Annotated in this window: 6 protein-coding genes; 2 read left to right on the top strand and 4 right to left on the bottom strand. The window is 27.5% G+C overall.

Annotated features, from left to right (window positions below; all coding sequences use genetic code 11):
* Nucleotides 1-102: 102 nt before the first annotated feature.
* The 4 genes from KPL38_RS18545 to KPL38_RS18530 form a co-directional block, all read right to left on the bottom strand.
* Complete coding sequence (locus tag KPL38_RS18545; protein ID WP_216290616.1) at nt 103-360, bottom strand: DUF6179 domain-containing protein; 258 nt, start codon at nt 358-360, stop codon at nt 103-105.
* On the bottom strand, nt 353-835 hold the full coding sequence (locus KPL38_RS18540; RefSeq protein WP_246578039.1) for a DUF6323 family protein: 483 nt from the start codon (nt 833-835) through the stop codon (nt 353-355). The genes KPL38_RS18545 and KPL38_RS18540 overlap by 8 nt, the downstream gene beginning before the upstream one ends.
* Nucleotides 836-1,810: 975 nt before the next feature.
* The gene (locus KPL38_RS18535; protein WP_216290614.1) at nt 1,811-1,975 is read right to left on the bottom strand and encodes a hypothetical protein; all 165 of its coding nucleotides are present in this window, start codon (nt 1,973-1,975) and stop codon (nt 1,811-1,813) included.
* A gap of 70 nt (nt 1,976-2,045) precedes the next feature.
* Complete coding sequence (locus KPL38_RS18530) at nt 2,046-2,585, bottom strand: peptidoglycan-binding domain-containing protein (protein ID WP_216290613.1); 540 nt, start codon at nt 2,583-2,585, stop codon at nt 2,046-2,048.
* A 518-nt stretch (nt 2,586-3,103) separates the two neighbouring features.
* Between KPL38_RS18530 and KPL38_RS18525 the strand changes: the two genes are divergently transcribed.
* On the top strand, nt 3,104-3,427 hold the full coding sequence (locus KPL38_RS18525) for a hypothetical protein (protein ID WP_216290612.1): 324 nt from the start codon (nt 3,104-3,106) through the stop codon (nt 3,425-3,427).
* Nucleotides 3,428-3,613: 186 nt separating this feature from the next.
* Nucleotides 3,614-3,829, top strand: coding sequence for a DUF6637 family protein (locus KPL38_RS18520; protein ID WP_216290611.1), 216 nt, complete (start codon nt 3,614-3,616; stop codon nt 3,827-3,829).
* The last annotated feature ends 56 nt before the right edge of the window (nt 3,830-3,885 follow it).

Genomic DNA, 3,885 nt, shown 5'->3' with positions numbered 1-3,885 from the left:
AATGTTAAATTTAATTAACATATTCCTTTATCCTTTTTATATTTTAAGGGTTACTTAAATTTGCAAGTTACTTATATTATTAGGATATATTAAACTACACGTCTACAGATAAACTCCAATACCATAAAAGATTGATTGCAGAATACTCTCAGCGGTTTCTACTTTTACAGAACTACTATCTCCACTTGTGTAACGCTCTGTCTGCTTTGCTAAAAGCTGTATGCTTTGCATTTGAATATTCTCAAGTTCAGAGTCAGTTAATAGCTTGAGTCTATAGGCTTCCTCTAAAATAGACTGTAAATAACATTTTTGATTAAGCTTTTCCTTTTTAATTAAATATTGTTTTTCAATACTATTCATCATGATCCTCCTCACAATAAAAATTTTTCCTATCTTCATATACATCTTCGTAATCATTAATTCCATATCGGATATTGTGTGCCAAAGTTTCTAACTCTCTATTTTGTAATAATTCGATAGAGCCCTTACAGTTTCCATCAAAATACTTCTTCATCAATAAAATCAGGTCATCATCACTAATTTCATCAAGTGTTTCATTTTTAAAACAATAGAAGGTTTCTATCAACTCATTTAAAGTGATAGCATAGTTGAATTGAGAAATAAAAGAGGAGTCACAAAACTCCATAATGAGTTTATTTATAATCCCACCTGAGAATTCAATTCGTCCATTGCTACTTAATGATTCTGCGCGGGTTGCAACAAGTTCTTTTGCCTCTAGCCCAGAAAGCACCAATCCATAACGGGATGTTGCTTCATTACAATTTATGATTTCTGTAATTGCTAGTTTGTTAATCATTCCAGTTGGAATCATCATAAAATTATTATCCATTTTCTACTTCCTTTCAATTATTTTAATTATTTTCAAAACTATTGACAACTACATTTCGTTGTGGTAAACTATAGATGATAGTATTGTTGATATTTATATTAACTTGTATAAATATGATAACTTTAATTATATCATTGACTAATATAAAGGTCAATGGCATTTTAAATTTATAAAACTGTTCATAACTCTTGTAAAATAGTTTGTTTTACTAATAAACTTTAAATAAATATCTAATTATAGAACAAACCTGCAGTTCAGACATGAATTGCAGGTTTGTTCTATTACTAATCTACACATATGGCACATTAACTTACGTTGCTACGTATTGCTACTACTTCTTATTTACTTTTGAACTTTCTTTAATACCTTCTTAGATCCTCTTTCAAGGTCACTTTCTAGCTTTTGCTTCTCGTAATCCACAAATAATGTATTAAAGTCATAATCCTCTGAGGATAAATCCTCAGCCGTAAGTTCTTGTCTTAGCCTTTTTTCATTAACCTCTAATAAACAGTTTTAATAATATCTTTAAAATAAACTATAAATTCAGGATTTTTTATAAATTCACCTAGTTCTTGTTTTAATCAGTAATGTGAATTATCTCTATAAAAGAAATCTTCTGCAGAATTTAAGAATGTATTTATAGGATTTCCTGCAATGCTTATATAATTTCTCCTTATTTTTCTAAAAGATTTAATTATACGTTATTTTGATTTACCACACTAATGTAAAAAGAATATGATTGAAGCGTGTAGAAAGATTGTTAGTATAATGTTTTAGACGTATTTATAATAAAATATATTTATACAGAAAAGAAGCGTGAATGATTATTCTCCAGAAATATTAATTTTAGATGAACCAACAAATTGCAGATAAAATAATAGCTATTAATAACGGAAGTATTTAAGATACACTATTAATGGAGATAACTTTACTAGATCTAATTACACTAATGGAACTACTTTATATGTTTTTCGTGTAGTTGCAACAAATTAAATAGTAATTTATCATCTCATCATAGGGAGCTGCCGTATAATAATCATGAGATGACTCCGCTAATTTAACTGTATCTAGTGGTTCTAAAGCTTTTAATCCCCGACGTACTCTTTTTATTTTTCCACACCTCATATGCCCAGTCTACCTCATGTTCCGTAATTTCCATCAACAAGATGGGGCCGGTATTAACCCGGCCAAGACATTACTTCAATGATGCGGTGACTACCAGCTGTTGTTTACGATAAATATTATATGGGGCGAACAAGTAATTATATATAGCTAGATTTTTAACAATGGTTCCAAATTTAATCGCAATATTGTCAAGTGAATCTCCAGATTTAACAGTATAAATTATTGCCTCCGGAGGTGACAATGGTATAACGATTTTTTGCCCTAGTTTAATAAGATCAGGATTGGAAATTTTGTTGAACTTTAATACATTTTCTAATGTGGAGTTGAAATTATGAGCAATAGTAATGAGATTATCTCCCCGAAATACTGTATAAATTAATGTACCAAAATATGTTTTTTGCTGTAGGGCTTTATCAATAGCAGCCCAGGTATTTTTTTCGACGATTCCATCCACAACTAATCCATAATCTTTCTGAAATGCTCTAACTGCTGCATCGGTTTTAGGACCGAATACTCCATCTATTGGTTCTGAATTAAATCCAAGTTTAACCAATGATGTTTGAAGCTTCTTTACGTCAGCACCTGTGCTTCCAATTTTTAATAATACCATTTTATAATCCTCCAATTTTATAATTCATTTATAGGGATTAACAAATATTGTTCTATAAAAAAGTTATTTTAAAATTATTTTAAAATTATTAAATCAAACAATATTATTGATATTATATTATGATTAAAAATTTAAATAGTGACTTCATCTCTGAAATCAGCAAAGATATATAGTTATGGTTTGCCCTGCATAAGTTCCTACATTTCCAAACTGACAAATAACGCCTCATCTCAGCATCGTCAATAATTATTGAACGGTTTACTTTTAATATTATAAAATCTTAAATCTACTCTACCACCTAAAACATCCTTTACTAAATATAAAGCTTAAGATGTGTAATATTAAGATAATTTTCTGTTAAGATTCTTATTCTAACACTATTTATATTAATATTGTATATAATTGAATGAAGATAAACTTATAGTAAAAGTTGAAACAAAGTTTAGTTAAAAGGCAACTGTTATTATTATTATTATTAAATGTTTATAATATTAGAAACTAAGAGGAGTGGTATTATTATGAATAATATATTTATACTGTTGATGGTTATAGCGGGATTGTGCATTATTCTGCATGGAATAACGAGAACAGAAACAAATTTTGATATGCTTAGATATGCTTTAACTACAAATACTAAAATTGAAAATAAAAAGGGATATTTAAAATCTTACAAAATAAGTTCTTTAATAGTAGGATTTTTATTATTAACGTTAAGTCTTTTATTGTATGCTAAAGTATTTTCTTTTGAAAATACGTCTTTATGTTTTTTTTTGATAATTTTATTGAAATCCATATTTAGAATGTTTATTCAATTTAAATATTCTAAAAAATCTACAAAGTAAGAGATGCTTAAATATATATAATATATTTAGTGCTTTTCGTACTTTAGTTTTTCAAATCAAAAGATTACACGTTAATCACTGATTTGAGTTTAACATGTTTAAAATTTATGTTTTCATAAGCATAAAAATAAACTATAATTACTACATAATTCTAGTTTATTGTGAATGAAATGGGGATCTGATAATTTGAAAGAAATAAAAGTTATAAAAATATTGATTTCAGTAATCATTATTATATTATCGTTTTTAGCTTTATTTAATATCATTAATATGAAAATTGCAATGCCAATTGTATTACTCTTATTAGGTATATTGACCATATCAAACGGTTATTACTCATATACTATGAAGAACAAAATCTCCCTACGGTCGAGTAAAAACCCTTATGCCAAGCAAATATGATAATCTCATCGTCCTTTGATTATCATATTTGCATCACATTCTGGGCATAGAACAAT

The organism is Clostridium psychrophilum, assembly GCF_018861705.1.
Lineage (GTDB): Bacteria > Bacillota > Clostridia > Clostridiales > Clostridiaceae > Clostridium_AD > Clostridium_AD psychrophilum.
The sequence above is the reverse complement of the archived record's forward strand: the minus strand, read 5'-3'. Positions and strand labels throughout refer to the sequence as shown.